This window comes from Rhizobium sp. P43 (assembly GCF_056730705.1).
Genome location: NZ_CM161539.1, coordinates 1,564,565 through 1,590,777, shown reverse-complemented (window position 1 = coordinate 1,590,777; position 26,213 = coordinate 1,564,565). Strand labels below are relative to the sequence as shown.

The window sequence follows — 26,213 nt, the reverse complement described above, 5'->3', positions numbered from 1 at the left end:
GAGTCCGGTAAAAGCGAGCCTGAGGCGGGAAGCATACCATGAAAGTCATCATCTGCGGCGCGGGCCAGGTGGGTTACGGTATTGCCGAACGCCTTTCTCAAGAGGGCAACGATGTCTCGGTGATCGACACATCCGCGTCCCTGGTCTCCCACATCACCGAGACCCTGGATGTCAGCGGTTATGTCGGCCACGGCGCCCATCCGGATGTGCTGGCGCGCGCAGGTGCAGATCAGGCGGAAATGCTGATCGCCGTCACGCTCTACGACGAGATCAACATGACCGCCTGCCAGGTCGCGCATTCGCTGTTCAACGTGCCGACCAAGATTGCCCGTATCCGCTCGCAGAACTATCTGAAGCCGGAATATTCCGATCTCTTCAGCCGCGAAAATCTGCCGATTGATGTGACGATTTCCCCGGAGATCGAGGTCGGCAAGATGGTGTTGCGCCGCATTTCCTTCCCCGGCGCCACCGATATCGTCCGCTTTGCCGACGATCACATCGCCATGCTGGCCATTGAATGCATGGAGGATTGCCCGGTCGTCGACACGCCGCTCAACCAGCTGAGTGAACTCTTCCCCGATCTCATGGCAACCGTCTGTGCGATCTGGCGCAATGGCCGGCTCTCCGTTGCGCGATCCCAGGATCAGTTGCAGGTGGGTGACCTCGCTTATGTCATCTGCCAGCGGGATCACGCGCGCCGCACGCTTGGCCTCTTCGGTCACGAGGAGCAGGAGGCGGGCCGGATCGTCATCGCCGGCGGTGGCAATATTGGTTACTATGTCGCCCGGGCGCTCGAGCAAATGCAGCCGAAGACCCGCCTGAAAATCATTGAGAACGACCGTGAACGCGCGCTCGCCGTCTCTGACCAGTTGCAGGACGGCATCGTGCTGCACGGCTCCGCTCTCGACCAGAACATCCTGCAGCAGGCCGACATTCAGGATGCCGACCTGATGGTGACGCTGACCAACAACGACCAGACCAATATCTTGAGCGCCGCCATGGCCAAGCGCCTGGGCTGCAAGTCCGGCATGGCGCTGATCAATAGCCCGTCCTTCCACGATCTGGCCACATCGATTGGCATTGATGCGCATATCAATCCGCGTGCTGTCACCATCTCGCGTGTGCTCCAGCACGTTCGCAAGGGCCGTATCCGCGCCGTTTATGCGGTCCAGAAGGGCAAGGCGGAGGTCATCGAAGCGGAAGCATTGGAGACATCGCCGCTGGTCGGCAAGCCGTTCCGCGACCTCGAATTGCCGCGAGGACTGCGGATCGGCGCCATCCTGCGCGACAAGATGGTTATCCGCCCGGACGGTGACACCAAGATCAAGGCGAAGGACCGTGTCGTTCTCTTCGCCTCCGCCGACGCCGTTCGACATGTCGAGCAGTTGTTCCGCGTTTCGATCCAGTATTTCTGAAGGTTCAGATCCCCATGCCCCGCATCGCCTATGTCAATGGCCGTTATCTGCCGCATTCCGAGGCAGGTGTTCATATCGAGGATCGCGGGTATCAGTTTGCCGATGGCGTTTACGAGGTCTGCGAGATCCGTCATGGCATGATTGTCGATCTGACGCGCCACTTGGATCGCCTTGACCGCTCGCTGTCGGAGCTTCAGATGAAGAGCCCGATGAGCCGTGCAGCGCTCACCCAGGTGATCCGGGAGGTGGCCCGCCGCAACCGCGTGAAGAACGGCCTGTTTTATCTGCAGGTTACCCGCGGCGTCGCCCGGCGCGATCATGTCTACCCCTCGGCCGACACCCCGCCGAGCCTCGTGATCACTGCCAAGATGACCGATCCGGCTGTGATCGCCAAGAAGAACGAGACCGGTCTGAAGGCGATCACGCTTCCCGACAATCGCTGGGATCGGGTCGATATCAAGACCGTTGGCCTCTTGCCGAACGTCATGGCGCGACAGGCGGCGAAGGAAAAGGGTGCCCAGGAAGCGATTTATGTCGATGCACGCGGCATGGTGACCGAGGGGGCGGCGACCAATGTCTGGATCATCGACAAGGACGGCGTGCTCGTAACCCGTCCCGCCGAACACGGAATCTTGCGCGGCATCACCCGCACCGGCCTGATGGATGTCACGGCCAAATTGGGAATTAAGGTGGAGGAGCGCGAGTTTTCGCGCGACGAGATGCTCTCGGCCCGCGAAGTCTTCATCACAGCTGCCACCAGCATTTGCTTCCCCATCATCGAGATCGACGGCCACCCGATCGGCAATCGCCACCCGGGAGAGGTGGCGGAGCGGATCCGCTCGTCCTTTTTCGACGTTGCGGAGAAGACGGTGATTTGATACCACCTTTTTCCGGCAGGAGGGCGAGGGGCCTATTGCCCAAGCTGATCAACTGTCAGACAATAATCACACCGGTCGACAAAAGGCCGGCAAAAAAGAAAGAAGCGGCGCCATGGCGGAACGTTCTCAGAATCTCCAGGATCTTTTTCTCAATACCGTTCGCAAGCAGAAGATTTCGCTGACGATCTTTTTGATCAATGGCGTCAAGCTCACCGGTGTTGTGACATCCTTCGACAATTTCTGCGTTCTCCTGCGTCGCGACGGCCACTCGCAGCTCGTTTACAAGCACGCAATCTCGACCATCATGCCGGGCCAGCCGATGTCGATGTTCGAGAGCGAAGACGCGTCTTCCGGACAGGACTGAGATCATCACCAGCCGCGATACAACAAACGAGTCGATCATCCCGGAAGACGAAAAGCGCCGGGATGACATGCGGGCGCTCGTGCTCGTGCCGGTCCTGAAGCAGGGCAGGCCACAGCCGCTGCCCGAGGGCGCGCCGCCGGCTCCGAGTCGCTCGAATGAAGCGCGCCTCGAAGAGGCAATCGGTCTTGCCCGCGCCATCGATCTCACCATCGTTCAGGGTTTGATCGTCACGGTCAGCCAGCCGCGCCCGGCGACCCTGCTCGGCACCGGCAAGATCGCCGAGGTCAAGGCACTGCTCGACGAGCATGACGCGGGCCTCGTCATCGTCGATCACCCGCTGACACCTGTTCAGCAGCGCAATCTCGAAAAGGAATGGGGCGCCAAGGTCATCGACCGAACCGGCCTCATCCTCGAAATCTTCGGCCGCCGTGCCTCCACCAAGGAAGGCACGCTGCAGGTCGAGCTTGCGCATCTCAACTATCAGAAGGGCCGTCTGGTCCGTTCCTGGACCCACCTTGAACGCCAGCGCGGTGGCGCGGGCTTCATGGGCGGTCCGGGTGAAACCCAGATCGAAGCCGACCGCCGCCAGCTGCAGGACAAGATCATCAAGCTGGAGCGTGAGCTTGAGCAGGTGGTCCGCACCCGCCAGCTGCACCGCGCCAAGCGCCGCAAGGTGCCGCATCCGATCGTGGCTCTGGTTGGCTATACCAATGCCGGCAAGTCGACGCTGTTCAACCGCATTACCGGTGCGGGTGTACTCGCCGAAGACATGCTGTTCGCGACGCTTGACCCGACGCTGCGCCGGATGAAGCTGCCGCATGGCCGAACCGTGATCATGTCCGACACCGTCGGCTTCATCTCCGACCTGCCGACCCACCTCGTCGCCGCCTTCCGCGCGACGCTGGAAGAAGTGCTGGAAGCCGATCTCGTCCTGCATGTCCGCGACATGTCGGACCCGGACAACGGTGCCCAGTCTGCCGATGTCCTGCGCATTCTCGACGATCTCGGCATCGACGAGAAGGAACGCGCCGAGCGCATCCTTGAAGTCTGGAACAAGATCGACCGCCTCGATCCCGAGAACCACGACGGCATCCTTCAAAAGGCGGCCGGCCGCGAAAATGTACTGCCCGTCTCCGCCGTCAGCGGGGAGGGCGTCGACACGCTTCTCGACGTGATCTCGCAGCGCCTCTCCGGCGTCCTGACCGAGGCGACGATCACCATTCCAGCTGACAAGCACGCGGTGATCTCCTGGCTCTATGAAAACGCTGTTGTCAGCGGCCGCGAGGATCATGAAGACGGCTCCGTCAGCCTCGACGTGCGCCTGACGGACCGCCAGGCCCAGGAACTCGAACGCAAGCTCGGTGGCCTGCGTCCCGCGCCGAAGGAAGACTGGGAGCGGTAAGGGTCCTGGCCTGCCCAGCGGTACAAGGACACCAACCGTAGAGCTATCTTTCCCGGCCTGACGTTCGTCAAACGCCCTTGATCCAGGTCAACAGGCTACCGCATCCGATGTGTCAACTTTTGTTTACACACATGGGAGGTGGTCATGCGCGTCGTCTTCATCCATCCGAACTATCACTCCGGTGGCGCCGAGATTGCCGGCAACTGGCCACCTGCCTGGGTCGCATATCTTGGTGGCGCGCTGAAGTCCGCAGGCTTCACCGACATCCATTTCCTCGATGCCATGACCAACGACATGACCGAGGACCGGCTGCGCGAGGAATTGCGCCGCCTGCAGCCGGATTTGATCGGCTGCACCGCAATCACGCCATCGATCTACATGGCCGAGCGCTGCCTGGAGATCGCAAAAGAGGTCTGCCCGGGAGCGCTCCGGGTCCTCGGCGGCATTCATGCCACCTTCATGTACCAGCAGGTGCTGACCGAGGCGCCCTATATCGACGTCATCGTGCGGGGCGAAGGCGAGGAGATCATCGTCGAACTCGCCCGCGCCTTTGCCGCCGGCAGCTGGAAGGAGGCGAGGGCAGGCATCAAGGGCCTCGCCTACATCACCGACGACGGCAAGATCATCGCGACGCCAGCGGCACCCACTGTCAAGAATTTCGATGCCGTCGAGCCGGACTGGACGCTGCTCGAATGGGAGAAATACATCTATGTGCCGCTTGGCGTCAGGGTCGCGATCCCCAATATGGCGCGTGGCTGCCCCTTCACCTGCTCCTTCTGCTCGCAATGGAAATTCTGGCGCGACTATCGCATCCGCGATCCGAAAAAGGTGGTCGACGAGATCGAAAAGCTGGTCAAAGACCATCAGGTCGGCTTCTTCATCCTCGCCGACGAGGAACCAACGATCAACCGCAAGAAGTTCATCGCCTTCTGCGAGGAGCTGATTGCGCGCGGGCTTCCCGACAAGGTCAAATGGGGCATCAACACCCGCGTCACCGACATTATCAGAGACGAGGAATATCTGGCCCTCTATCGCAAGGCCGGCCTCGTGCATGTCTCCCTCGGCACGGAAGCCGCCGCCCAGCTGAAGCTCGACCGCTTCAACAAGGAAACCAAGGTCGCCGAGAACAAGAAGGCGATCCGTCTGCTGCGCGAAGCCGATATCTTCACCGAGGCGCAGTTCATCGTTGGCCTGGAAAACGAGACGGCAGAGACGCTGGAGGAAACCTATCGCATGGCGCGCGACTGGAACCCGGATCTCGCCAACTGGGCCATGTATACCCCCTGGCCCTTCTCGCCGCTCTTCCAGGAATTGGGCGACAAGGTCGAGATCTTCGACTTCTCGAAATACAATTTCGTCACGCCGATCATGAAACCGGATGCCATGGACCGTGCCGAACTGCTCGACCGCGTGATGAACAACTACCGCCGCTTCTACATGATCAAGGCGCTCTTCCATTACCCTTGGCGCGGCAAGGGGTTTCGCCGCCGCTACCTGCTCGGCTGCCTCAAAGCCTTCATGAAGGCTGGCTTCGAGCGCAAGTTCTATGACCTAGGCAAGCACAATTACTGGGGGCCGCAATCGAAGGACAAGGTCGATTTCGGCTTCGACATGAGCCGCAAGATCGCACCAGCCCAGATGGCCGACTGGCAGGCGGCCTCCGACCGCGCAAGCCAGCTGCGCGCCCGCAAGGCCGGTGAGGCGGAAGAGGCCCGCACCCCCGTCATGGCCTGCGGCGGAGGGCCGGAGAGCCACGATGCCCACGTCTGACGGGGGTCTGGCACGGCTCTTCGCCGACGCCGAAGGGCCGGAAAAGACTCCGGCGCGTCCGCCAGCCCGCATCGGTCCGAACGCAATCATCCAGACCGGTCAGGCGCTGTCCGCCCTCTACGGGCCCGGTGTCGCACGTCTGATTTTCGAGGCAGCCGGGCTCGGGCACTATATCGGTGCGCTGCCCACGACAATGTTAAACGAGCACGAGCCCGTGGCGCTCTTTGCCGCCATTCAGGCAACGCTCCCGCGCGCCGAGGCCGATCGCGTGCTGGCGGAGGCGGGGCGTCGCACGGGACACTACATCCTGGAAAATCGCATTCCGCCGATTGCACGGCAAATTCTGCCGAAGCTGCCGGCCGGGCTGTCCTCGCGCCTGCTCGTATCCGCCATTGCCCGCCACGCCTGGACCTTTGCCGGCAGCGGCCGCTTTGAGGGCAGGGTGACCGGATGGAACCGCCCGGTCGTCACACTGGTGATCGCCACGAACCCGCTCGCCACGCCCGGATGCCCCTGGCATGGCGCGGTCTTTCACCGCCTGTTTGCGAGCCTCTGTGGTGATGTGGCATCCGTCCGGCACACACAGTGCTGCGCCCGTGGGGACGGCGCTTGTATCACCCAGCTGGGTCTCGCCCCGATGCCATGATGCCGGTCGCAGCCGCTTCAAAAGCAGTTCCGCCGAGCACTGGATCTTCCGAAGTGTGGGGTCTGCGCAGCCAAACTGACCTCAGCGGCCAACGACCATTCATTCACCAGGCGGATCAGGGGGAGAGCAAGATCCGATACAACGCGTAGACCGTATCTACGACGCTGGTTGTTTGATGCGTTACGTTGATGTGGTGAAGTGAAATGGACGGTTTGGCCGAGCTGATAAGAGCTTACGGGACATGGATCTACATCCTGCTGTTCGCATACTGCATGTTGAAAAGCGGAACTCTCCCATTGTTCGCGGGCTATGCGGCTCAAGCCCAAGTTCTGGAACTGCCGCTTGTTTTGCTCGTGACCTTTGCCGGTGGCTATCTGGGTGACGAGGCCCGGTTCTTCGTTGCCAGACGATACGGAGACGCTTGGGTAAAGAGGTGGCGCTTCGCCGAAAGGACTTACGCGGGAGCGACAGCCCTGATTGCGAAGTATGGCAGCGCCTACATCTTTATCTACAGATATCCCAAGGGTATGCGGACGATCGGGGCTCTCCCGGTCGGCCTCGGGAGCATGTCCTGGGGCAAGTTCACGGTCCTGAATGCAGCATCGGCCATGCTTTGGACGGCCTTGCTGGTTTCGGTGGGTTTCGTTTTCGGTTCACAGGTGGAGGAGGCTGTGGAATCGGGATGGGGCTTTGCAAGTGTTGTTTTGCTTGCCGCTATCGTCCTTCTCACGGCTTTCGCGTGGTGGCGGATAAACAAGATTGGTACGCACAGCCCGAGCATTCAGGAGGATCTCGGTCGCAGTCATCAATAGCGCTGCGGCTGACTGCGGGACGCCGTTTGCCCGCCGTCTACCTGCCCTTCGCCGCCTGCCACAATTCCTCCATGCGCTCCAGAGACGCGCCGTCCAGCGTTTCACCTGATGCTTGAAGAGATCTTTCTATATAGCTGAATCGATGTCGAAACTTCGTGTTCGTGCCGCGCAGGGCCTGCTCCGGTTCCGCACCCACATGGCGGCCGATATTGACGAGCGCGAAGATCAGGTCGCCGAGTTCGTCCTTGACCTTGTCCGGCCTGTTTTCGGCAAGCGCCTCGCGCAGTTCGCCGATCTCTTCCTCGATCTTGTCGAGGATGGGGGCTGCCTCCGACCAGTCGAAGCCGACTTTGGCCGCACGCTCCTGCAGTTTCAAGGCTTCGGTGAGTGCCGGAAAGGACCGCTGCACCGAACCGAGATAGCCGGTGTCGGGATCGGCAGCCGAACCGCGGGCGGCGCGACGCGCGAGACGCTCGGCCTTTTCTTGCTGCTTGATCGTGTCCCACTGCGCCTTGACCGCCTCCGGCGTGTCAGCATCGGAGCGGGCAAAGACATGCGGATGGCGGCGGATCATTTTGCGGGTGATCGCCTCGACAACATCGCCGAAGGAAAAGAGGCCTTCCTCTTCGGCGATCCGAGCATGGAAGACCACCTGTAGCAAAAGGTCACCCAGTTCCTCGCAGAGATCATCCGGATCCTTGCGCTCGATGGCGTCGGCCACCTCATAGGCCTCCTCGATCGTATAGGGTTTGATCGTCTCGAAAGTCTGGACGATGTCCCAGGGGCAGCCCGTCTCGGGCTGGCGCAGCGCGGCCATGATTTCGAGCAGACGGTTGATGTCCTTGGAGGCTTCCATGATGGTCCTGTCTGATCGCTCAGTTGAGCGGAATGTCGTTTTCGCCCTTGGACGACTGGTAGGTCTCCGACAGGCGGTCATAGTCCGCCTTGATCCGGCTGACCTGCTCGAAAAGGGCTGGGCGTTCGGCATCGTCTGCGGAGGCCACCATTTCGATCATCGCATGGCTGAGCCAGAAGGCGTTCTGCCGGCGATAGCCACCGGGCTCGAGACCAAAGACTTCCTTGAGGATCTTCAGGTCATGCGGGATGGCGAAAGCGTCTCGGCTGTCTTCGTGGCTGAAGAAATAGTAGAAATTGTCGAAACCGGCCCAGGTGATCGCCGACATGCACATGGTGCAGGGTTCGTGCGTCGACAGAAAGATCAAATCCTTCGTGTTGGGGCGCTCGCCCCGCTCGTAGAAGCGTTTCAGCGTATGGACTTCGCCATGCCAGAGCGGGTTTTCCAGCTCGTTGTTGGTTTCGGCGAGAACGAGCGACAGGTCCGACTTGCGAAGGATCGCGGCTCCAAACACCTTGTTGCCGGCGGCGACGCCCTTTGCCGTCAGCGGCAGAATATCGTGTTCGATCACGTCGAGCAGTCGACGTGTCAATTCGGGTGAGGTCATCTGGTGCCGCTCCGCTGTTGTGCGCTGCAATCCTATCGCTTGCAGAACCGGCGCCGAAAGTGAAATGATGCTCTGTCTCCAACTTTTTCCGGGATGTGGGCCAGCCTCGCCCCTGAAGGGGGATTTCAGTGTCAGTCGGTGAGTTTTGCTCGCATCGGCAAGGGGACTAGGACAGAAATACGCAAGGTGCAGAGCGAAGGAATTTCTGTTTCTTCAATTTTTAAGACCGGGACGCGATAGTGTCGTCCACTGGCATCGGATGATTCATGGCACAGCAGGACAAACAGCTTTCTGTCTTTCCGGCCTTCTTCAAGGTCGAGAACGAGGTCGCCGCCGTTTTTGGAAACGGTGACGAGGCCTATGCCAAGGCGCGTCTGCTGAAGAACACCGAGGCCCGCATCGTCGCCTATGCCGATGCCCCGGAAGCCGATTACGCAGCGTTCCTTGCAGTCAACGCGATCGAGCAGGTCGCCGAGCCTTTCGATCCATCGCAGGTCGAGGGCGCGCGGCTGGTCTTTGCCGCAACGGGCGAGGGCGCTCTCGACCGCGAGATCGTCGCTGCCGCCCGCGCGGCCCGCATTCCGGCCAATGCCGTCGACCAACCCGACTATTGCGATTTCTACACACCGGCGCTCGTCAACCGTGCGCCCATCGCCGTTGCCATCGGCACCGAAGGCGTTGGCCCGGTTCTCGCCCAGATGATCCGCGCCGATATCGACCGTCTGCTGCCCCGCTCGCTTGGCAAGCTGGGGCGTCTCGCCAATTCCTACCGCCGCGCCGTTGATCGCCTCGTGCCGCGCGGTGCGCCGCGTCGCCTGTTCTGGCGCGATTTCTTCAAGGGCAAGGTCGCCGATCACGTCGAGGTTGACGAAATCAGCCTCGCCCGTCGCGAAGCGACCCGCTTGTTGAAGGGCGTTGCTGCCGATCGTGTGGAAGGCCGCGTGTTCCTCGTCGGTGCGGGCCCTGGTGCCGAAGATCTGCTGACGCTGCGCGCCCATCGCCTGATGATGGAATGCGACGTCATCGTCTATGACGCACTTGTGCCGCGCGAAGTGGTCGATATGGGCCGCCGCGACGCTGAGCGCATTCCGGTCGGCAAGCGCAAGGGCTGTCATTCGAAGTCGCAGAGCGAAATCAACGCGCTCCTCGTCGAACTCGGCCATGCCGGCAAGCGTGTCGTCCGTCTTAAGTCCGGCGATCCGCTGGTCTTCGGTCGCGCCGGCGAAGAGATGGCGGCGCTGCGTGATGCAGGCATCGCCTACGAGATTGTCCCCGGCGTGACGTCAGCACTGGCAGCCGCCGCCGATTTCGAACTGCCGCTGACGCTGCGCGGCGTGTCCTCGTCGCTGGTCTTCACGACCGGTCATGATTTGCAGGGTAATGTGTTGCCGGATTGGGCGCGGCTTGCGCTGTCGGGTGCCACCGTCGCCGTCTATATGGGTCGCACGGTCGCCGCCTCCGTCGCCGAGCGACTGATGGAGGGCGGTCTCGCCGAGGATACGACGGTTGCCGTTGTCGAGAATGCCGGGCGTCGCGACAGCCGTCTGCTGCACGGGACGCTCAAGGAATTGCCGGGTCTCGAAGCTCGCACCGAGCTGACCGGCCCGGTCATGGTCATTATCGGCGACGCTGTCGCCGGCGCCGATTTCAGCCGCTCCGAACCGCTCGGCGCGCGTGTCACGGCTGAATTGGAAACTGCAAGGATTTGACGATGGTAGACAAGGTTCTCACAGCAAACCGCCTGACCGACGGCATCGCCGTCTGGCTTGATGCCAATGGCCAGTGGACCGAGCGTCTGCAGGAAGCCTTCGTCGCGCGCCATGCCGAGGCCGTCGAAGCCCTGGAAGCTGCCGGCAAGCAGGCTTTCGCCAGCAACCTCGTCGTGGATGTCAATGTTATCGAGATCGAGGAGAAGGACGGCAAGCTTCGTCCGCTGCGCCTTCGCGAACGTATCCGGGCGGAAGGCCCGACCATTGCATATGCCGAGGGTCACGGTTATGCCGACCCGGCATTCATCGCCGCTTGAGGCTGAGGTTTAGACATGTACCGTTATGACGAATTCGACCACGCCTTTGTGTCGGCGCGTGTAGAACAGTTCCGTGACCAGGTGGCCCGCCGCCTGTCGGGTGAATTGGCAGAAGACGCCTTCAAGCCGCTGCGCCTGATGAACGGCGTCTATCTCCAGCTTCATGCCTACATGCTGCGCGTCGCCATTCCCTATGGAACGCTGAACTCGAAGCAGATGCGCATGCTCGCCCATATCGCCCGCAAATATGACCGCGGCTATGGTCACTTCACCACCCGCCAGAATATCCAGTATAACTGGCCCAAGCTCTCCGACACGCCCGATATCCTGAAGGACCTCGCAAGCGTCGAGATGCACGCCATCCAGACCTCGGGCAACTGCATCCGCAACGTGACTGCCGACCATTTCGCCGGTGCTGCTGCCGACGAAGTCGCCGATCCGCGTCCCTATGCCGAAATTCTGCGCCAGTGGTCCTCGCTGCATCCGGAATTCTCCTTCCTGCCGCGCAAGTTCAAGATCGCCGTCACCGGCGCCGAGAAGGACCGCGCCGCCATCCAGGTGCATGACATCGGCCTGCATCTGAAGAAGAACGAAGCAGGGGAACTCGGCTTTGCCGTCTATGTCGGTGGTGGCCAGGGCCGCACTCCGCTGATCGCCAAGAAGATCAATGACTTCCTGCCGGAAGCCGATCTGCTGACCTACATCACCGCGATCGTGCGCGTCTACAATCTGCATGGCCGTCGCGACAACAAGTACAAGGCCCGCATCAAGATCCTCGTGCACGAAACCGGTGTCGAAGAACTGACGCGTCAGGTCGAAGCCGAATTCGCCGAAATCCGCGACAGTGAGTTGAAGCTGCCGGAAGGCGATATCCGCGCCATCGAGACCTATTTCGCCCCTCCGGCACTCGCTGCCAGGGCCGACGGCTGGGATGCGCTGGCCCGTGCGCAGCAGGCGGATGCCGCCTTTGCTTCGTGGGTGCGCCACAACGTCAAGGAACATCGTCACCCGGATTATGCCATGGTGACGATCTCGTTGAAGCCGATCGGCGGCACGCCGGGCGATGCCTCGGACGCCCAGATGGATCTCGTGGCCGATCTTGCTGAAAACTATGCTTTCGACGAAATCCGCGTCAGCCACGAGCAGAACCTGATCCTGCCGCATGTCGCCAAGGGTGATCTCTATCCGCTCTACCAGGCGCTGGAGAAGGCAGGGCTCGCGACCGCCAATTCCAACCTGATCACCGACATGATCGCCTGTCCGGGGCTTGACTACTGCGCGCTCGCCAATGCCCGTTCGATCCCTGTTGCCCAGGCGATCTCCGAGCGTTTCGGCTCGCTGGAGCGCCAGCAGGAGATCGGCGAACTCAAGATCAAGATCTCCGGCTGCATCAATGCCTGCGGCCACCACCATGTCGGCCATATCGGCCTGCTCGGTGTCGAGAAGAAGGGTGCCGAACTCTACCAGATCACGCTGGGCGGATCCGGTGACGAAAACTCCTCGATCGGCGAGATCATCGGTCGCGGCTTCGAGCCGGAAAAGGTAACCGACGCCGTCGAGACGATCGTCGATACCTATCTCGGCCTGCGCCTCGATCCGAAGGAGACCTTCCTCGAAGCCTATCGCCGCGTCGGCCCGAAGCCGTTCAAGGACGCGCTTTATGGCAACGCCTCTGCCGAAGCCGCGTGAGACTGGAAGAACGATGACCAAGATCTGGAAAGAAACCGGTTTCGTCGATGGCGATATCTGGGTGACCGAAACGGAAGAGCGCAAGGCAGGCGAGGGCGAAAAGGCCATTCTGCCGCTGGACGCTTTCCTGGAGGCCGTGGGAGAGACCAACGATGTCGGCCTCGGCGTGCTGATCGCACCGGCGGACGACGTGAAGAAGCTCGAGCCGCATCTCGACCGCATCGCGCTGGTCGCAGTCGCCTTCCCGGCCTTCAATGATGGCCGTGGTTTCAGCCATGCGTCGCTGCTGCGCGAGCGTCTGGGCTATGCCGGCGAACTGCGCGCCGTTGGCGACGTGCTGATCGACCAGGTTCCGCTGATGCTGCGCACCGGCTTCGACAGCTTCGCCGTGACCAATCCCGTCGCCCAGCGGCGGCTTGCTGAGAACTGTCTCACGGGCGTTGCCCAGCGTTACCAGCCGACGGCCCGTGCATCGGAAGCTGCCGGCGGCTTCAGCTGGCGTCGCCTTGGCTCTACGGGCGCCTGAGACATAGAAATATCGCTATCAAAGGGCGGCAAATTGACCTCGGTCAAGGTTGCCGCCTTCGCTTTAACGGATATATCGGCTGCGAAATGCGCATGCCGGCTGAATTGTGGAATGGGACGGTCTGGATTATAGGCTCTTCCCAATCGACTGAACGATAGGACCGACAGCCTATGAATGCTCCTGTGAAGACCGACAACGCCGAACTGATCGTGCCCGAAGGCGTCTATGCCGAAACGGTTCTGAGCGTCACGCACTATACCGACCGCCTGTTCCGCTTCCGCATGACCCGTCCCGCCGGCTTCCGCTTCCGCTCGGGCGAGTTTGCGATGATCGGCCTGATGGTCGAGGGCAAGCCAATCTACCGCGCCTATTCGATCGCCAGCCCCTCCTGGGACGAGGAACTCGAGTTCTTCTCGATCAAAGTTCCCGACGGCCCTCTGACCCAGCATCTGCAGAAGATCCAGCCGGGTGACAAGGTGCTGATGCGCAAGAAGCCGACCGGCACGCTGGTGCTCGATGCGCTTACCCCCGGCAAGCGCCTTTACATGTTCTCGACCGGCACCGGCATCGCGCCTTTCGCCAGCCTGATCCGCGACCCCGAGACCTATGAGAAGTTCGAGGAAGTCATCCTCACCCATACCTGCCGCGACGTGGCGGAGCTGAAATACGGCTTTGATCTGGTCGAGGAAATCAAGAACCATGAATTCCTCGCCGAAGTCGTGGGCGACAAGCTGAAGCACTATGCGACGGTGACCCGCGAAGACTTCCCCTTCAAGGGCCGGATCACCGACCTGATCGAGAACGGCAAGCTGTTCACCGATCTCGGCGTCCCGGCGCTCGACCCCGCCATCGATCGCGGCATGATCTGCGGCTCGACAGCCATGCTGAAGGATACCAAGGAACTCCTGGAAAAGGCAGGCCTTACCGAAGGCGCCAACAACAAGCCGGCCGAGTTCGTCATCGAGCGCGCCTTCGTCGGCTGATGTCATCGGCAAATTGCTGAAACGGAAAGGGCGCCCTGCGGCGCCCTTTTTTGATTTCGATGTCCGTGGCTTGCTTCAGTTGCCGCGGCGACGGCTGCGGCGTCCGCTTTCCTGCGCACCGCTCTCGTCGGCGGTCTTGTTGCGCAGCGGGCCGATACGCTCGATGATGACCTCAAGCGTCGGGCGCGGACCCGGCGTATAGTCGTCGAGTGCCTTGCGCATGGCGGCCAGGTGGTCGCAAGACGTCCCGCAGCAGCCGCCGATGATCTTGGCGCCGGCATCGCGGGCAAGGCGGGCATAATCCGCCATCAGCGGCGGCGTGCCGGAATAGAAGATCTCGGAGCCACGGAACTCCGGAATGCCACAATTGCCCTTGACGATCACGGTCGCCTCCGGGTTCGAGCCCGTCATGTCGAGCAGGCTCTGCAGGATGTCGGAGGCGCCGACGCCGCAGTTTGCACCGACCGCCAGCGGACCGGAACCGATATCGGCGGCCACGCCGTGGATGTCTTTCGGGTGCAGGCCCATCATCGTCTTGCCGGCGGTGTCGAAGGAGCCGGTAAACGTGTAGGGCATGCCCACCTTGACGGCAGCTTCGGCTGCAGCGCGGATTTCATCTGGCGAGGACATAGTCTCGATCCAGGCAACATCGGCGCCGCCAGCCTTCAGCCCTACCATCTGCTCGACGAAGGCCGCGACCGCATCCTCGTAGGACATCGCACCAAGAGGGATCAACAACTCGCCGGTCGGGCCGACGGAGCCGGCCACGATCACCTTGCGCGGCGCCTTGTCGGCCACCGAACGGGCAATCTCGGCAGCCTTCTTGTTCAGCTCGTGGACTCGGTCCTGGGCATGGTGCAGCTTCAGGCGATGGCGCGTGCCGCCGAAGGAATTGGTGAGGATGATGTCGGCGCCGGCATCGACGAAATCCTGATGCAGCTTGACGATCTTTTCCGGCTGCGCCTCGTTCCAGAGTTCCGGTGCTTCGCCGGCCTCGAGACCCTGCGCAAAGAGATTGGTGCCGGTGGCGCCGTCGGCGAGGAGCACGCCCTTTTCGGCGAGAAGTTCGGAAAGCGGATTGGACGGGGTTGCCATGGCGGATCCTTTGGTTGTCGTATCAATCATATAAAGAAGTCTTTATGTCGTTTCAATCGTCAAAACGACAACGGCCCCGCCTGTCGCGGGGCCGTCACGCCACATCTCCCGGGGGAGAGGATGAGGCCGCTATTCCGCGGCCAGCTGATTGTCTTCGTGGCTCTTTGGCGTAACCATCGCCGCAATGATCTGCTGCAGGTCGACCCGGCCGATGGCATTCCCGGATTCGTTGGTGACCGTGGCACTCGATTGCCGTGCATCCGTCATGACCCGTGCAGCGGTCTCAAGGACCGTGCTGCCGGTAAGCGCCAGACCTTCGGTAGATCCCGAGATCGGTCCCATGATCGTGTCGAGACGAATGACGCGGCCGCGGTTCACTTCCTTGACGAAGGCCGAGATGTAATCGTCTGCCGGCTGCAGCACGATTTCCTGACCTGTGCCCTGCTGGATGACCTGACCATCCCTGAGGATCGCGATCTTGTCGCCAAGCCGGAGCGCCTCGTCGAGATCGTGGGTGATGAAGACGACCGTCTTCTTCAACTCCTGCTGCAGATCAAGCAGAACCGTCTGCATATCGACACGGATCAGCGGATCGAGCGCCGAATAGGCCTCGTCCATCAAAAGGATGTCTGCATCGTTGGAAAGCGCGCGCGCCAGACCCACGCGCTGCTGCATGCCGCCCGAAAGCTGGTTTGGATAGTGGCTCTCGAAGCCGGACAGGCCGACACGCGCGATCCATCGGCGGCCGATTTCCTCGCTCTTCGAACGCGGTATGCCCTGGATGTCGAGACCGTAGACGGTATTCTCAAGCACCGTGCGATGCGGCAGAAGGGCGAACTTCTGGAACACCATCGCCGTCTTGTGGCGACGGAATTCGCGAAGCTCCAGCGGCGTCATCCGACAGACGTCGACCCCATCATAGAGAACTTCGCCTGCGGTCGGTTCGATCAGCCGATTGATATGCCGGATCAGCGTCGATTTTCCCGAGCCGGAAAGACCCATGACAACCGTGATGCCGCCGCCCGGCATCTGAATGTTGATGTCCTTCAGGCCGAGAACGTGACCATGCTTTTCGTTCAGTTCGGACTTCGACATTCCGGACTTCACCTGGTCGATGAAGGCACCGCCATTCGGACCGAAGATCTTGTAGAGATTGCGGATCTCGATGTCGTGACTAGCCATGGACCACCTCCGTATGGCGCTGAAGGCGCTTGCCATAGGCCTGGCTGGCGCGGTCGAAGATGATGGCGATGGCAACAAGCGCGAAGCCGTTGAGGAAGCCGATGGTCAGGAACTGGTTGGAGATCGCCTGCAACACGTTCTTGCCGAGACCGCCCACACCGATCATCGAGGCCACGACGACCATGGCGAGCGACATCATGATGGTCTGGTTGATGCCGGCCATGACCGTCGGCAGCGCCAGCGGAATCTGCACGTTCATCAGCTTCTGGCCCGGTGACGAGCCAAAGGCATCGGCCGCTTCCAGCACCTCGCGATCGACGAGCCGGATGCCGAGATTGGTCAGGCGGATCATCGGCGGCACGGCATAGATCACGACGGCGATGACGCCCGGCACCTTGCCGATGCCGAAGACCATGACGACCGGGATGAGATAGACGAAGCTCGGCAATGTCTGCATCACGTCGAGGATGGGATTGACGATCGACTGCGCACGGTCAGAGCGCGCCATCAGGATGCCGATCGGGATACCAATGAGGATCGCGAGCAGGGTCGAGACTGTGACGATCGCCAGCGTGATCATCGTGTCTTCCCAAAGTCCGACAAACCCGATCATCAGCATTCCCACGATGGTCAGAGCGACGATCCGGAGATTGCGGCTGGCGAGATAGACGATCACGACCATCACCGCCAGGAAGATGAACCATGGCGTGTTGACGAAAAGCGCCTCGAGCCAGTTGAGGAAGAGCTGCAGCGGATGCGTGACAGCATCGATCACATTGCCATAGGCACGCACGAAGCCCTTGAAGCTGTCATCGACAGTCTTGCGTATTCCGCGCATGACCGTGTCGTCGATCTCCGGAAACTTGCAGAGCAGTTCCGGCAGGTAGTTGCATAAAGTCGAAGCCATCTCGTTCCCCTTATCGACCCCCGCTTCTTATCACGTCCTTGACGCTGCGATGGGCCTTGACGGCGATGCCATGTTCCCGAGGCGAGAGGCTAGTCGAGTTCCGGAAGGGACTTCATGCCGTCTGCGACGTCGGGAGTCGTTGAATGGCGTGATGCGGCATGCCGCTTCTCAGAAAGTGCGGCGGGCTGTTAAGCCCGCCGCATAGACCAAAATGTAAGGCTCAGAGAGCGGCCTTGACCTTTTCGGCGACCTCAGGAGCAACCCACGTGGTCCACATTTCCGGATAGGTTTCCAGGAAATGCTTGGCGCCGTCTTCGTTCGTGCCCTGGTTTTCTTCCATCCAGGCGAGAACCTTGCCGACGGTCGCGTTGTCCCATTTACGGGTCTTCACGTAGTCCATGGCAACGCCGGCCTTTTCGGCAAAGCCCTTGGTGACGACGGTGTAGACGTCTGACACCGGATAGGCGTTCACCTTCGGATCCGGGCAATCCGGAACGGCAGTGCAGGCATCCCAGGAGGCCTTGTCATGCTCGACGCCGAAGGAGAGCTTGACCATTTCGTATTTGCCGAGGATGGCGGTCGGTGCCCAGTAGTAACCGAGCCAGCCCTTCTGGTTTTCGAAGGCGTTGGCGATCGAGCCGTCGAGGCCGGCAGCCGAGCCGGTATCGACGAGTTCGAAGCCCTTCGCCTCGGCGCCAAGGGCGCGATAGAGGTTTGCCGTCGATACCTGGCAGTTCCAGCCCGCCGGGCAGTTCGTGACAGCACCCTTCGACGGATCTTCCGGAGCCGGGAAGAGATCCGGACGCTTCAGCGCATCTTCGACCGTCTTGATGTCGGGGTTGGCATCAGCGATGAACTTCGGAATCCACCAGCCTTCAACGCCGCCGTCGGAAAGCAGCGGAGCGGCCTGGATCAGACGTCCTTCGGCAATCGCCTGGTCAAGGGCGGTGCGTACGGCATTGACCCAGAATTCCGGAGCGATGTCCGGCTGGCCCTTTTCGTTCATCGAGGCGAAGGTCGGCATGGTGTCGCCGGTGACCACGGTCACCGTGCAGCCATAGCCGCTTTCCAGGATGATCTTGTCGACATAGGCGGCAACACCGGCCGATGCCCAGTTCATTTCGGCAATCGAGACATCACCGCATTCGGCGGCCTGGGCAGAGCCAGCACCTGCGTAGAGACCCGCGGCGAGAATGGTGGAAGCAAGCAGCTTCTTCATGGAGTTAAGACCTCCCAGTCTTATCTTGCAGCGTTCATCGGGACGGGCAGAAACGGCTACTGCAGACCGTACTGCCAATTTTTGTCTTCACGGGGATGGCTGACCGGGACGCGTCGCACCGGTACGTCATCCATTGGACCGGGTCTTGTCTTGAGGGGCCTTGCTGCCCTATCGACCGCGTGTCACGGAGGACAGCCTACGTCTTTGGTTTTGAAAATCAACCTCCCGCCGGGTACTGACCGCTGCTTCGCGATCGACCCAAGCCATTGGTGCGACTGATTATGCCGCATTCTGGCGCGCGCGCGGCTGCACTCTGCTCAAGAGACTGGCAGTTGCGATGGATGGAACGGTTTGCAAGGCGGCGCGCCTTCCCAGATGAGACTTAAGCTATCCCAGCTGCGTCAATATGACGGCTGCGCAGCACGCCTCTTCGGCGCGAAAAAAAATTGAAAAATTTCGTGAGCAGCGCCGCTGCTAACCATCCGGTAACGTCTGCAACGATAGATGGAGGGGCCGACGCGTTACTGTCGGTTGCGCCCCGGATCGAGTATTGCGTCCCGGGGCGTTTGTTTTTTTGGACCATTAGATCCAGCCTGATATCGGCTTGGATCAGCCCGTTTCTCCAAAATAGACGGGATCAATCAGCCCTTGCGGCTGGAGATCGGATTGCGCACTTCCCAGCGGGCGACAGTCTTGTGCTGCGGCGCACGGCCGTTCCAGGCGATGGCGAGGCTATTGCGGTTCTGCAGGATGTAGAGCATGGGTGTTTCCTTGATGGCTGCGCTCTTAAGGGCGCTGATTTCGGAGCGCAGATAATCACTAGAATGCCTTCGCACCAGGGCGCAAACCGTCATCGAATGTCGCAAATTGTCCAGTAAAGAGGATTTACCTGCGACAGGCTGACGCGGTGTCGCATTCACGGTAACGGTGATGGCGAAATCGGGGCAAAACCATGAAAACAAGGCGGTCAACGCTGTGGCGGAAATAGGACAGAATGCGATGACACGAACGATCATGTTGCAGGGAACAGGATCGGATGTCGGAAAGACGATACTGGTCGCTGGCCTTTGCCGGCTTGCCGCGAACAGGGGTCTGAAGGTCGCGCCGTTCAAGCCGCAGAACATGTCGAACAACGCGGCCGTCTCGGATGACGGAGGAGAAATCGGCCGGGCGCAATGGCTCCAGGCGATGGCAGCGCGTACGCCGTCTTCTGTCCACATGAATCCGGTTCTCCTTAAGCCACAAAGCGAGGTCGGCAGCCAGATTATCGTTCAGGGCAAGGTTTTCGGTCAGGCCAAGGGCCGCGATTACCAGCGGCTGAAACCACAGCTCCTCGGCGCGGTCCTCGAGAGTTTCGAGAAAGTGTGCGCCGACAAGGACCTTGTGATCATCGAAGGGGCCGGCTCACCCGCTGAAATCAACCTCAGGGCCGGCGATATCGCCAATATGGGGTTTGCCACGCGCGCAGGCGTCCCCGTTGTGCTCGTCGGCGATATCGATCGGGGAGGGGTCATCGCCTCGCTCGTCGGCACCCACACCATTCTGCCGGATGAAGACCGCGCCCAGATCGTCGGCTACATCATCAACAAGTTTCGGGGCGACGTCAGCCTCTTCGACGATGGCCTGTCGGCGATCGCTGACTTCACGGGATGGCCCTGCTTCGGCGTCATACCCTGGCTGAAGGCGGCGGCACGCCTGCCGGCGGAAGATTCCGTCGTTCTGGAACGTCTCGTCAAAGGGAATGGCGGAGCCTTGAAGGTTGCGGTGCCTGTTCTGTCCCGAATTGCCAATTTCGATGATCTCGATCCGCTCGCAGCTGAGCCGGAAGTCGACCTCGTCTATGTGCGTGCCGGTGAGGCCTTGCCTGCCGATGCCGGTCTGGTGGTGCTGCCAGGTTCGAAATCGACGATTGCGGATCTTGAGGAATTTCGGGCGCATGGCTGGGATCATGACCTTCACATGCATGTAAAGCGCGGAGGCCGGGTCATCGGCATCTGCGGCGGCTATCAGATGCTCGGCAGAAGCGTCGCAGATCCTTTGGGTCTTGAGGGCATTCCACGCGCCGTGGATGGTCTTGGTCTGCTTGACGTCGAGACGGTCATGGCCGCGGAAAAGACAGTCCGCAACAGCCAAGCCTATTCGCGCGAGTATGGCGTACCGCTCTCAGGTTACGAGATCCATCTGGGCATAACGGAAGGTGCTGATACCGTGCGGGCGCCCATCACGATCAACGGTCGTGCCGACGGAGCCTCAAGCGCCGATGGACGTGTGGTCGGCACCTATCTGCATGGCCTTTTCTCCAGCGATTCTTACCGTCGAAAACTTCTCGCGAGTTTCGGTATCGAGGGGGGAGGCCGCAGCTATCGCGGCATGGTCGATGACGCCCTGGACGAACTGGCAGCGGAGCTTGAAGGACGGCTCTCTCAGGAATGGCTTAAAACGCTGCTTGGTTGATATCAGGCCTTTGCTGCACAAGGCGGCACAAGTCCTCAAGAAGCCGCAGTCACATCCATCGGTGACGCCATCAGCTCTCCACCGCCGAGCGAATTATTCGCATATTTGAAAACAAGTATGCTGAGCACCGAGGCGATCAGCAGGATGAAGATGTATCTCATATTTGGCTCCTGCCAGCTCATCGTCAACGAGATTGCGGCAAAAGCGGTTCCGGCCGAGAAGAATAGCAGCAGTCGAGCGTATCAATGGCTCGTAGCTGTTGCCTGAATATCACAAATCCATCGCGCAACTGTCTCAGCTGGCCGTAATGTCGGCTGCGGACGCGGACAACTGACCGTTGCCCATGGAGTTTTCCGAGTATTTGATTGCCAGAATACTGAAGACTGCGGCAATCATCAGGGCCACCGTCACACGCATTTGCCAGTTCCTCTTGCCTGAGCTTGGTCCAGAATAAGACACAGGCATTGGCAGCCGGCTAAAACGATTGCTACAATCTGATTGATCTCACGAAGTTCTAGAGAAGTGGTGAGAGCGCAGGGATTCGAACCCTGGACCTACTGATTAAAAGTCGCGACATAAAGCCATGGTTTGCAGGGTGTGCAAAGCTTCATGTGACTGGCATGTGCCAAACTTCAGGTGAATGCGTCTGCTATGGCGTCAAACTTGGATTGATGGTCCTCTTTTTCCCACATATGGCCATAGGTCGTCATCGTGATTTGGAATGACGCATGACCGGCGAGTGTCTGGACCTCCTTTGGTTGGAAGCCTGCCGCAATCCATGCACTCACTGCGAAGTGCCGTAGTGAGTGCCAGCCGATCGGCTCAATACCGGCCCGCTCTATAAGGGGCAGCCATACGCGCTTGGTGTGGTTTGTATGTCTGACAAACCCCCCTCGGCTGTTGGTGAAAACGAAATCCGACTCCTTGGCGTGTTTTGTCGTCTCTCGATGCTGCTTCAGGGCTGCAACGAGCGCCTTGCCGAGGGGCACTGTTCGATTGCCTGCCTTGCTCTTGGTTGTGTCCAGTTCCCCAAATGCGTCCACGCGCTCTTGTACGGTCACACGGCCAGCATCCATGTCGAGGTGGCGCCAACGTAAGGCCCATTGCTCAGATGCGCGTAGACCCGTCTGAGCGGCAAACATGACGGCCAGCCGGTCCTGTCCTTCTGCGTGCTGCAGGAGTGCGGCGACATCGGAGCGGGCAGGGGCTTTCACCTTCTCGCGGTCCTCGTCCCTTGTGCCAGTCACGCGGACACCCTTGGCCACGTTTGAAGCAGTCATGTCCCGCTCGGCCGCATGCTTGAGGATGCGAGAGAGCGTGCCTATGACGCGCCGTGTGGTGACAATACCAGCACCATGGTCCCGCATTGCATCCCGGAACGTGACGACGTGAGAGGCGCGCAAGTCGGCCAGCTTTATGCTGCCAATGCCATTCTTGAAGCCAATCTTCTCGCCCTTCTTTTCGACATAGTCGCCAGAGGGGTCTATCCAGTTCTGGCAGTGTTGCCGGCATGCCTTAAGATACGTCGTCGTTACCTTCTCATTACGGCCGTGTCTGACTTCCATGTGGTTCAGAAACGCCTCGCAGGCATCCCGCACCCGCAGCGCATCGGCAAGCGGGCGATAGGTTCCCGCGCGCGTCGATCCCTGCAACTCCGCAAGCCGTGTCTCGGCATCGCGCTTGAGCGGGAATTGCTCACGGTGGCGCTTGCCGTTCTTGTCTGTGAAGTCGAGTTGGTAGGCAGTCTGGACACCTTTTGCGTTCGTCCAGGTTCGTTTCTTTATCTTCGCCATTCGACCTCCTGATATTTCGACACACGACGAATAGGGCACACGGTAGAATTAGGCAATCAAAGAAAATTTTAGGCAGGGGGTGGCCTGCGTTGCCCGTTTTCCTTATCTGCCCATTGCCGGCCAATTACGTCTTGACAAATGGAGGGAATTATGAAGCAAGCAAACGACAACCTGCCAATGCAGGATCTTCTTTTCGGCGCCAAGGCCATTGCCGACTTCCTCGGCATCTCCCAGCGCCAGACCTATCGGTTGATCTACGACCAGATCCTGCCTTCCTTCAAACTCGGCGGCACAGTCGCCGCTCGCCGATCCACCCTGACCAAATGGCTCGAGCAACAGGAGGCCGCATGACCACAACCAAACCCGACCCCGACCGCCCCTACCGTGGGCGCCGCATCAATGCGGCGCGAATTCGAACAACTCACCGGCCGGAAGAAGCCGGAAGCCGATAACGACAACGGGAACGAACCGGCCGATCAGGCGGCCTAAAATCAGGAGACATAATGAGAATTCTTTCAATCCGCCCGGCACACGCCGGCAGCGGAAAAGTAGTCGCTCGTTTTGATGCCGAGCTCGACAACGGTGTGCGTGCCTATGAGCTCAAACTCGCGCAGGGACCGAACGGCTGGCGGGTATATGGCCCATCGCTCGGCACTGGCGCGGCCGTGACATTCCCGCCGTCGATTGTCGACGACCTGGTAGAACTCGCACGTGAGGCACTCGCCAATGGCACCAGTCGCAAAGCATACTGAAGTAGGGGCCGAGTCAGTCGCGGCGAATGACAACTTCCCTGAAGAGCTTCACGACTTCGCGGCCGCTTATGACGGAATGATCTCAGGGCAGAAGCTGCACGGCGCAACCGTCGACGGCGTTAAGGGCAACATATACAAGGCTGCCGGCTGCTGGTGGTTTGAATGGGGCGGCGCGATCAAGTCCAGCCGGAAGATTGAACTGCCGGAGAAGCCCCGTGCGCGTTTTTCTGTCGACTGGTTCGACGACTTGGAAGAAGACGAGCCGAAAGAGCACGTCCTCAAAGGCGTCCTCGGCGTCGACGAATTCACCGTTATCAGCGGCAAGCCCGGATCGGGCAAATCCGTAATTGTCACCGACATGGCCTGCCATGTAGCGGCCGGCAAGGACTGGCACGGCCGGCGCGTTAAGCAGGGCCTCGTCGTCTACATAGCGGCAGAACGCAAGGACCTGACGAAGCGCCGCGTTCGCGCCTGGCGCAAGCATCACGACGCTGACGGCGTGCCTATGGCCATCCTCGGTGCGCGGCTCGACATGACGTCCAACACGGCCGACGCGCTGGCCTTGGCCGACTACATTCTCGATCTGGAAAAAGATTGCGGATCCGAATGCGTGTGGATCGTCATCGACACGCTTACACGTGTATTCGGCCCCGGCGACCAGAACGCCAGCAAAGACATGTCCCGTTTTGTCCAGTCATGTGACGCCCTGCGCGAAGCTGTCCCAGGCAGCCACGTGAGCGTGATCCACCACACCGGATGGGCTGGCGACCGCGGCAAGGGTGCGATCGACCTTGACGGCGCTGTGGACGCCTCGTTCCTCGTGAAGAAGGAAGGCGGCGCATATCTGCTAGAATGCGACGGCACCAACGACGGCGAAGAGGGCATTGTCACGCGCTTCCGAATGGAAGGAGTAGAGATCGGTGCAAATGAAGACGGCGAGCCGACGACGGCGCCTGTCGTCGTATCTGCCGAAGCTCCGGCCGAAAGCCTGATGCGCAACGTTCGCGGCAAGACGGCGCAAGCCCTCGAGATCCTCACCAAGCTTTGCGAAACAGAAGGCATCAAACCGGACGGTCCTGGCTATCCGGACGGCGCCCTGGTGATTTCCGAGGATCGATGGCGGGCGGCATTCTACGAGGCCATCACAGGAACAACTGAGGCGAAGAAGAAGGCTTTCCGCCGCGCCATCGAAGCGCTTGATAGCGCCGGCCACGTCGTTCGCATCGGGCAATTCTACTTCATCAAGTAACGGGACAAGCAGGGGGGACAAAGGGACACTCCTAAAGGAGTGTGTCCCTGTCTGTCCCCCTCTATAGGTCCAAAGTTAAAGGGACAGACGGGAAAAAGGGGGACAAATGTCCCTTTGTCCCTCTGCCGACAGAGGAGAGAAAGAATGACGAACGTGATCCCACTGAACGAAACCTACCGAGGGCTCCATCCTGACACCGGCAAGCCTGTCACCGTCGTCGGCGTGGACATGAGCGGCATCGCGCCGGCTCTTATTGTCATCCGCTCTGATGAGCGCGGCATCCGCGCCGAAGTCGTCAACTCAGTGGATGCCATGTCCGCGGCTTGACAAACACAACAGCGGCCCGCTGCACGAGATCGCCGATCGGCTGGCGCGACTTGCGCCACGCCACCGCAATCCTGAACACTTACACGAGGAGAAGAGCCGGCTTGTACATGAGCCATGCGAACTGGCAGCAAACGACAAGTGCAGGCCTCGTTTACGCAAGGCTGGATGTCTTTGAAAGCACCCGAATCCTGCCGCACGCAATGATGGAATCGCGGTGGGAAATGGAACCGAAGTAGCGCTGCTGAGTTAAGTCACTGGGATTGCACGTAAATTAATTTTAACGCCCAAAATGGCGTGACGTGCTACGAACCAAGAACGCGAGGTTCGTAGCACGTTGATAACCCTTCGTCAATACTCTATATGTAGACTTAACAACCACCACCTACGAAAGGAGCGTTAAGATGGCTGTTATATCAAGCGCTTTCGGTCAGGTGAAATTGACTGAGAGCGACGCGAAGAAATTCAAAAATCAGGTTACCTACGGTAAACCGAAGGCAACTGCAAAAGCTACTGCTGAAAAAGGTAGCGAACGATTTAAAGAATACGCGTCTAAGGGCAAAATTGTTTTTAAAGTCAATAACTCTTCCAAGTAATCGAAATGGATGAAGAAATTGAACTAAGGCCTATTGAGCCCGGTGACAAGGTCACCGGGCTTTCTCTTGGCGGCCTTGAGTATGTTCCTCTTAAGGCCTTTCTGCAGAAGAAGGCCAAATCCTATCAGCAGAACAGCTACGCGCGAACGTACGGCTTGTTTGTAGATGGCAACCGGATAGTCGGTTACGTCACCCTCATATGTGGCGAGATCCTTACAGAGACACCAATCGCCAACGCAGATGGCGACGATCAGTACGACTTCAAGACGTACCCATCTGTGAAAATTGCCAGGTTGGCTGTAGATAAGCGCTACCGTGGTCGAAAACTTGGCGCTGAATTGGTGCTATTCGCCGTAGGTGTGGTGAAGAATGCGATAATGCCACACGTTGGATGCCGTTTTGTTGTCGTAGACTCGAAGTCATCTGCAGTCGAGTTCTATGAGCGGCTCGGATTCACACTACTGGATACGCCGAGTAACAGAGCACTTGACCAACCGGTTATGTTCCTAGACATGCTCAAAGTGTAACGTCAGGCCAGCGGTGGCCATCACCAAGGCGGCGGCAGGAGAAATCCATGTCGCATGGGCCGGGCGCGCGTCGCCTTTTTAGTTGTCGAAACCAGAAAATTGTAGTTGCCTGCGAACGGTGCGGCATGTCGAAGCGGTATG

General features: G+C 60.0%; 28 protein-coding genes. 19 read left to right on the top strand and 9 right to left on the bottom strand.

Annotated elements, in window-relative coordinates; all coding sequences use genetic code 11:
* Positions 1–38 precede the first annotated feature (38 nt).
* The 7 genes from trkA (at position 39) to AC1PUL_RS07850 (ending at position 7,287) form a co-directional block, all read left to right on the top strand.
* Positions 39–1,415, top strand: coding sequence for a Trk system potassium transporter TrkA (gene trkA / locus AC1PUL_RS07880; protein WP_480467667.1), 1,377 nt, complete (start codon positions 39–41; stop codon positions 1,413–1,415).
* Between the two features lie 14 nt (positions 1,416–1,429).
* Positions 1,430–2,293 carry a D-amino-acid transaminase gene (locus tag AC1PUL_RS07875; protein WP_480467666.1) on the top strand — a complete coding sequence of 288 codons (864 nt, stop codon included), beginning with the start codon at positions 1,430–1,432 and terminating at the stop codon, positions 2,291–2,293.
* A 112-nt stretch (positions 2,294–2,405) separates the two neighbouring features.
* Positions 2,406–2,657 (top strand): RNA chaperone Hfq, encoded by a 252-nt coding sequence (gene hfq, locus AC1PUL_RS07870; RefSeq protein ID WP_480467665.1) that lies wholly within the window; start codon positions 2,406–2,408, stop codon positions 2,655–2,657.
* Between the two features lie 67 nt (positions 2,658–2,724).
* The gene (gene hflX / locus AC1PUL_RS07865) at positions 2,725–4,059 is read left to right on the top strand and encodes a GTPase HflX (RefSeq protein ID WP_480467663.1); all 1,335 of its coding nucleotides are present in this window, start codon (positions 2,725–2,727) and stop codon (positions 4,057–4,059) included.
* A 144-nt stretch (positions 4,060–4,203) separates the two neighbouring features.
* Positions 4,204–5,829, top strand: coding sequence for a magnesium-protoporphyrin IX monomethyl ester anaerobic oxidative cyclase (gene bchE, locus AC1PUL_RS07860; RefSeq protein WP_480467662.1), 1,626 nt, complete (start codon positions 4,204–4,206; stop codon positions 5,827–5,829).
* On the top strand, positions 5,816–6,475 hold the full coding sequence (gene bchJ / locus AC1PUL_RS07855) for a bacteriochlorophyll 4-vinyl reductase (protein WP_480467661.1): 660 nt from the start codon (positions 5,816–5,818) through the stop codon (positions 6,473–6,475). Before bchE ends, bchJ begins: the two co-directional genes overlap by 14 nt.
* Before the next feature lie 203 nt (positions 6,476–6,678).
* A complete protein-coding gene (locus AC1PUL_RS07850; protein ID WP_480467660.1) occupies positions 6,679–7,287 on the top strand; it encodes a DedA family protein in 609 nt (202 codons plus the stop codon).
* Between the two features lie 37 nt (positions 7,288–7,324).
* Here the strand turns inward: AC1PUL_RS07850 and mazG are convergent, their stop codons facing one another.
* A complete protein-coding gene (mazG, locus tag AC1PUL_RS07845; RefSeq protein WP_480467659.1) occupies positions 7,325–8,143 on the bottom strand; it encodes a nucleoside triphosphate pyrophosphohydrolase in 819 nt (272 codons plus the stop codon).
* A gap of 19 nt (positions 8,144–8,162) precedes the next feature.
* Positions 8,163–8,750: a nucleoside deaminase gene (locus AC1PUL_RS07840; protein ID WP_298465408.1), complete on the bottom strand. Its 588-nt coding sequence runs from the start codon at positions 8,748–8,750 to the stop codon at positions 8,163–8,165.
* 266 nt (positions 8,751–9,016) lie between these two features.
* Between AC1PUL_RS07840 and cysG the strand changes: the two genes are divergently transcribed.
* From cysG to AC1PUL_RS07815, 5 genes are all read left to right on the top strand, one after another.
* Complete coding sequence (gene cysG, locus AC1PUL_RS07835) at positions 9,017–10,459, top strand: siroheme synthase CysG (protein ID WP_480467657.1); 1,443 nt, start codon at positions 9,017–9,019, stop codon at positions 10,457–10,459.
* Positions 10,460–10,461: 2 nt separating this feature from the next.
* Entirely contained in the window at positions 10,462–10,776 is a 315-nt protein-coding gene (locus AC1PUL_RS07830; protein WP_136540786.1) for a DUF2849 domain-containing protein, read from the top strand.
* Positions 10,777–10,791: 15 nt separating this feature from the next.
* A complete protein-coding gene (locus AC1PUL_RS07825) occupies positions 10,792–12,465 on the top strand; it encodes a nitrite/sulfite reductase (RefSeq protein ID WP_480467655.1) in 1,674 nt (557 codons plus the stop codon).
* A 13-nt stretch (positions 12,466–12,478) separates the two neighbouring features.
* On the top strand, positions 12,479–12,991 hold the full coding sequence (locus AC1PUL_RS07820) for a DUF934 domain-containing protein (RefSeq protein WP_480467653.1): 513 nt from the start codon (positions 12,479–12,481) through the stop codon (positions 12,989–12,991).
* A gap of 170 nt (positions 12,992–13,161) precedes the next feature.
* Positions 13,162–13,974 carry a ferredoxin--NADP reductase gene (locus AC1PUL_RS07815; protein ID WP_113377544.1) on the top strand — a complete coding sequence of 271 codons (813 nt, stop codon included), beginning with the start codon at positions 13,162–13,164 and terminating at the stop codon, positions 13,972–13,974.
* A gap of 75 nt (positions 13,975–14,049) precedes the next feature.
* Here the strand turns inward: AC1PUL_RS07815 and bmt are convergent, their stop codons facing one another.
* From bmt to AC1PUL_RS07795, 4 genes are all read right to left on the bottom strand, one after another.
* Positions 14,050–15,069, bottom strand: coding sequence for a betaine--homocysteine S-methyltransferase (gene bmt, locus AC1PUL_RS07810; RefSeq protein ID WP_480467650.1), 1,020 nt, complete (start codon positions 15,067–15,069; stop codon positions 14,050–14,052).
* Positions 15,070–15,198: 129 nt separating this feature from the next.
* Positions 15,199–16,251, bottom strand: a complete 1,053-nt coding sequence (locus tag AC1PUL_RS07805; protein ID WP_480467648.1) for a quaternary amine ABC transporter ATP-binding protein — start codon at positions 16,249–16,251, stop codon at positions 15,199–15,201.
* Positions 16,244–17,158 (bottom strand): ABC transporter permease, encoded by a 915-nt coding sequence (locus AC1PUL_RS07800; RefSeq protein ID WP_480467647.1) that lies wholly within the window; start codon positions 17,156–17,158, stop codon positions 16,244–16,246. Before AC1PUL_RS07800 ends, AC1PUL_RS07805 begins: the two co-directional genes overlap by 8 nt.
* 220 nt (positions 17,159–17,378) lie before the next feature.
* Complete coding sequence (locus AC1PUL_RS07795; RefSeq protein ID WP_480467646.1) at positions 17,379–18,377, bottom strand: ABC transporter substrate-binding protein; 999 nt, start codon at positions 18,375–18,377, stop codon at positions 17,379–17,381.
* A 999-nt stretch (positions 18,378–19,376) separates the two neighbouring features.
* On the opposite strand from AC1PUL_RS07795, the gene AC1PUL_RS07790 reads away from it, so the two are divergent.
* Positions 19,377–20,831 carry a cobyric acid synthase gene (locus AC1PUL_RS07790; RefSeq protein ID WP_480467645.1) on the top strand — a complete coding sequence of 485 codons (1,455 nt, stop codon included), beginning with the start codon at positions 19,377–19,379 and terminating at the stop codon, positions 20,829–20,831.
* Between the two features lie 35 nt (positions 20,832–20,866).
* Here the strand turns inward: AC1PUL_RS07790 and AC1PUL_RS07785 are convergent, their stop codons facing one another.
* The 3 genes from AC1PUL_RS07785 to AC1PUL_RS07775 form a co-directional block, all read right to left on the bottom strand.
* Complete coding sequence (locus AC1PUL_RS07785) at positions 20,867–20,992, bottom strand: hypothetical protein (RefSeq protein ID WP_480467643.1); 126 nt, start codon at positions 20,990–20,992, stop codon at positions 20,867–20,869.
* A gap of 133 nt (positions 20,993–21,125) precedes the next feature.
* Complete coding sequence (locus tag AC1PUL_RS07780; RefSeq protein WP_480467641.1) at positions 21,126–21,248, bottom strand: hypothetical protein; 123 nt, start codon at positions 21,246–21,248, stop codon at positions 21,126–21,128.
* Positions 21,249–21,463: 215 nt separating this feature from the next.
* Positions 21,464–22,624, bottom strand: coding sequence for a tyrosine-type recombinase/integrase (locus AC1PUL_RS07775; RefSeq protein WP_480467639.1), 1,161 nt, complete (start codon positions 22,622–22,624; stop codon positions 21,464–21,466).
* Between the two features lie 150 nt (positions 22,625–22,774).
* Between AC1PUL_RS07775 and AC1PUL_RS07770 the strand changes: the two genes are divergently transcribed.
* The 6 genes from AC1PUL_RS07770 to AC1PUL_RS07745 all read left to right on the top strand — a co-directional run bounded on the left by AC1PUL_RS07770 (position 22,775) and on the right by AC1PUL_RS07745 (position 26,072).
* Positions 22,775–22,975 carry a helix-turn-helix transcriptional regulator gene (locus AC1PUL_RS07770; RefSeq protein ID WP_480467638.1) on the top strand — a complete coding sequence of 67 codons (201 nt, stop codon included), beginning with the start codon at positions 22,775–22,777 and terminating at the stop codon, positions 22,973–22,975.
* Between the two features lie 152 nt (positions 22,976–23,127).
* Positions 23,128–23,376, top strand: coding sequence for a hypothetical protein (locus tag AC1PUL_RS07765; protein WP_480467636.1), 249 nt, complete (start codon positions 23,128–23,130; stop codon positions 23,374–23,376).
* Complete coding sequence (locus AC1PUL_RS07760) at positions 23,351–24,625, top strand: AAA family ATPase (protein WP_480467634.1); 1,275 nt, start codon at positions 23,351–23,353, stop codon at positions 24,623–24,625. Before AC1PUL_RS07765 ends, AC1PUL_RS07760 begins: the two co-directional genes overlap by 26 nt.
* Before the next feature lie 144 nt (positions 24,626–24,769).
* The gene (locus AC1PUL_RS07755; RefSeq protein WP_480467632.1) at positions 24,770–24,952 is read left to right on the top strand and encodes a hypothetical protein; all 183 of its coding nucleotides are present in this window, start codon (positions 24,770–24,772) and stop codon (positions 24,950–24,952) included.
* A gap of 401 nt (positions 24,953–25,353) precedes the next feature.
* The gene (locus tag AC1PUL_RS07750) at positions 25,354–25,545 is read left to right on the top strand and encodes a hypothetical protein (RefSeq protein ID WP_480467630.1); all 192 of its coding nucleotides are present in this window, start codon (positions 25,354–25,356) and stop codon (positions 25,543–25,545) included.
* 5 nt (positions 25,546–25,550) lie between these two features.
* Complete coding sequence (locus AC1PUL_RS07745; RefSeq protein WP_480467629.1) at positions 25,551–26,072, top strand: GNAT family N-acetyltransferase; 522 nt, start codon at positions 25,551–25,553, stop codon at positions 26,070–26,072.
* The last annotated feature ends 141 nt before the right edge of the window (positions 26,073–26,213 follow it).

Excerpts from the sequence above, each read along its gene's own strand:
- bchJ (WP_480467661.1), top strand. The coding sequence starts at position 5,816 with ATGCCCACGTCTGACGGGGGTCTGGCACGGCTCTTCGCCGACGCCGAA.
- AC1PUL_RS07815 (WP_113377544.1), top strand. The coding sequence starts at position 13,162 with ATGAATGCTCCTGTGAAGACCGACAACGCCGAACTGATCGTGCCCGAA.
- AC1PUL_RS07745 (WP_480467629.1), top strand. The coding sequence starts at position 25,551 with ATGGATGAAGAAATTGAACTAAGGCCTATTGAGCCCGGTGACAAGGTC.
- AC1PUL_RS07805 (WP_480467648.1), bottom strand. The coding sequence starts at position 16,251 with ATGGCTAGTCACGACATCGAGATCCGCAATCTCTACAAGATCTTCGGT.
- AC1PUL_RS07770 (WP_480467638.1), top strand. The coding sequence starts at position 22,775 with ATGAAGCAAGCAAACGACAACCTGCCAATGCAGGATCTTCTTTTCGGC.
- AC1PUL_RS07750 (WP_480467630.1), top strand. The coding sequence starts at position 25,354 with ATGGCTGTTATATCAAGCGCTTTCGGTCAGGTGAAATTGACTGAGAGC.
- bchE (WP_480467662.1), top strand. The coding sequence starts at position 4,204 with ATGCGCGTCGTCTTCATCCATCCGAACTATCACTCCGGTGGCGCCGAG.
- AC1PUL_RS07800 (WP_480467647.1), bottom strand. The coding sequence starts at position 17,158 with ATGGCTTCGACTTTATGCAACTACCTGCCGGAACTGCTCTGCAAGTTT.
- mazG (WP_480467659.1), bottom strand. The coding sequence starts at position 8,143 with ATGGAAGCCTCCAAGGACATCAACCGTCTGCTCGAAATCATGGCCGCG.
- AC1PUL_RS07765 (WP_480467636.1), top strand. The coding sequence starts at position 23,128 with ATGAGAATTCTTTCAATCCGCCCGGCACACGCCGGCAGCGGAAAAGTA.
- AC1PUL_RS07780 (WP_480467641.1), bottom strand. The coding sequence starts at position 21,248 with ATGCGTGTGACGGTGGCCCTGATGATTGCCGCAGTCTTCAGTATTCTG.
- AC1PUL_RS07755 (WP_480467632.1), top strand. The coding sequence starts at position 24,770 with ATGACGAACGTGATCCCACTGAACGAAACCTACCGAGGGCTCCATCCT.
- trkA (WP_480467667.1), top strand. The coding sequence starts at position 39 with ATGAAAGTCATCATCTGCGGCGCGGGCCAGGTGGGTTACGGTATTGCC.
- AC1PUL_RS07825 (WP_480467655.1), top strand. The coding sequence starts at position 10,792 with ATGTACCGTTATGACGAATTCGACCACGCCTTTGTGTCGGCGCGTGTA.
- AC1PUL_RS07790 (WP_480467645.1), top strand. The coding sequence starts at position 19,377 with ATGACACGAACGATCATGTTGCAGGGAACAGGATCGGATGTCGGAAAG.
- AC1PUL_RS07850 (WP_480467660.1), top strand. The coding sequence starts at position 6,679 with ATGGACGGTTTGGCCGAGCTGATAAGAGCTTACGGGACATGGATCTAC.
- hflX (WP_480467663.1), top strand. The coding sequence starts at position 2,725 with ATGCGGGCGCTCGTGCTCGTGCCGGTCCTGAAGCAGGGCAGGCCACAG.
- AC1PUL_RS07875 (WP_480467666.1), top strand. The coding sequence starts at position 1,430 with ATGCCCCGCATCGCCTATGTCAATGGCCGTTATCTGCCGCATTCCGAG.
- AC1PUL_RS07795 (WP_480467646.1), bottom strand. The coding sequence starts at position 18,377 with ATGAAGAAGCTGCTTGCTTCCACCATTCTCGCCGCGGGTCTCTACGCA.
- cysG (WP_480467657.1), top strand. The coding sequence starts at position 9,017 with ATGGCACAGCAGGACAAACAGCTTTCTGTCTTTCCGGCCTTCTTCAAG.
- hfq (WP_480467665.1), top strand. The coding sequence starts at position 2,406 with ATGGCGGAACGTTCTCAGAATCTCCAGGATCTTTTTCTCAATACCGTT.
- AC1PUL_RS07840 (WP_298465408.1), bottom strand. The coding sequence starts at position 8,750 with ATGACCTCACCCGAATTGACACGTCGACTGCTCGACGTGATCGAACAC.
- AC1PUL_RS07760 (WP_480467634.1), top strand. The coding sequence starts at position 23,351 with ATGGCACCAGTCGCAAAGCATACTGAAGTAGGGGCCGAGTCAGTCGCG.
- AC1PUL_RS07785 (WP_480467643.1), bottom strand. The coding sequence starts at position 20,992 with ATGAGATACATCTTCATCCTGCTGATCGCCTCGGTGCTCAGCATACTT.
- bmt (WP_480467650.1), bottom strand. The coding sequence starts at position 15,069 with ATGGCAACCCCGTCCAATCCGCTTTCCGAACTTCTCGCCGAAAAGGGC.
- AC1PUL_RS07820 (WP_480467653.1), top strand. The coding sequence starts at position 12,479 with ATGACCAAGATCTGGAAAGAAACCGGTTTCGTCGATGGCGATATCTGG.
- AC1PUL_RS07775 (WP_480467639.1), bottom strand. The coding sequence starts at position 22,624 with ATGGCGAAGATAAAGAAACGAACCTGGACGAACGCAAAAGGTGTCCAG.
- AC1PUL_RS07830 (WP_136540786.1), top strand. The coding sequence starts at position 10,462 with ATGGTAGACAAGGTTCTCACAGCAAACCGCCTGACCGACGGCATCGCC.